This is a genomic window from Clostridium sp. SGI.024, from assembly GCF_050315195.1.
In the GTDB taxonomy this organism is placed as follows: Bacteria; Bacillota; Clostridia; order Clostridiales; family Clostridiaceae; genus Clostridium.
Map to the genome: position 1 here is coordinate 1 of NZ_JBNPON010000144.1, position 1041 is coordinate 1041.

At 36.3% G+C, this 1041-nt stretch carries 1 protein-coding gene; it reads right to left on the bottom strand.

Going from position 1 to position 1041, the window contains the following annotated elements:
• Positions 1-66: 66 nt before the first annotated feature.
• Positions 67-426 (bottom strand): RNase H1/viroplasmin domain-containing protein, encoded by a 360-nt coding sequence (locus ACQRD5_RS17115; RefSeq protein ID WP_320899720.1) that lies wholly within the window; start codon positions 424-426, stop codon positions 67-69.
• Positions 427-1041 lie beyond the last annotated feature (615 nt).

Sequence of the window (1041 nt, forward strand, 5' to 3'; positions counted from 1 at the left end):
GCATAAACCCTCACTTTTAATGATTAAATCTCTTTAAACTAATTCGTTAAAACTCTTTAAAATCCTTTAACTTAACCATTCATCTATAAGCATAAAAATAGCCTTATCTTTATCTAAATTCATATTATTGCATTTCTCTTCAAAGTCATTATACATTTCTTTAGGTAATCTAATATTAAGGGATCTTGTAGTTTCCTTTTTAATTTTTCTTTCTTCCATACCCTTTTTAGCTTGTTCTTTTACCTTCTCAACATCTACACTTCCTAAATACTTCTTAGCTTCTTCTTCAGTTCTGAAGCTCTTATATACTGCATTATAGCCTAATACACGCTTAGAACATTCATCCCAGGAAGTAACTATTATATCTTTAACTCCTATACCATCTTTTATAGCATAGAATTTTGATTTAGCTTTTTTCTTACCCATAAAATAACCTACTTTCTATTTAAGTTAGTTATTTTAATAATTCTTTATTTTATTTGAAAGTCCTTCTTTAAGGGAACCCACTAGGTTCCCTCTGTCTGCGACATTCACCCTCCTTGGCTACCGCCTTCCACCGATAGGAACCGTTTCGACAAGCTCAACGAACCCAATCGGTTCCAGTTGGTCTATAAATCAAGGGAAAACCCTTGCAATTTGGTGCCGAAGGCATAGAATACGAGGGAAACTGAGGGAGCCGAAAAGGACGCAGTTATTCCCTTACCAATAGACATAAAAATTATTATGACTATCAGTAAGGAAGTAACTACGTCAAGATTTCGAATTTAGAATACGAGGTTGTACCTCGGTCGCCTTCACTATCTGCACCTTATCTGTTACGTGTCTTTGCACCCACAAGCTTTCTACATTATGGTTCTATCCTAATGCTTACGAATTATCTGCTAATGGTTCCCGATCGCCTACGATCCTAGAACTCCCACACCCGACCTTTAAGTAGTCGTCACTCTCAACACCAACACCCAAAGATAAGGACCAGGTATAACGTTGGTAGGCACTATTTCGCATCAGTTGTGCTTTCTGTATGCTTATCTTTCAATAAGC

Coding starts and splice junctions, on each gene's coding strand:
- ACQRD5_RS17115 (WP_320899720.1), bottom strand. CDS start 426: ATGGGTAAGAAAAAAGCTAAATCAAAATTCTATGCTATAAAAGATGGT.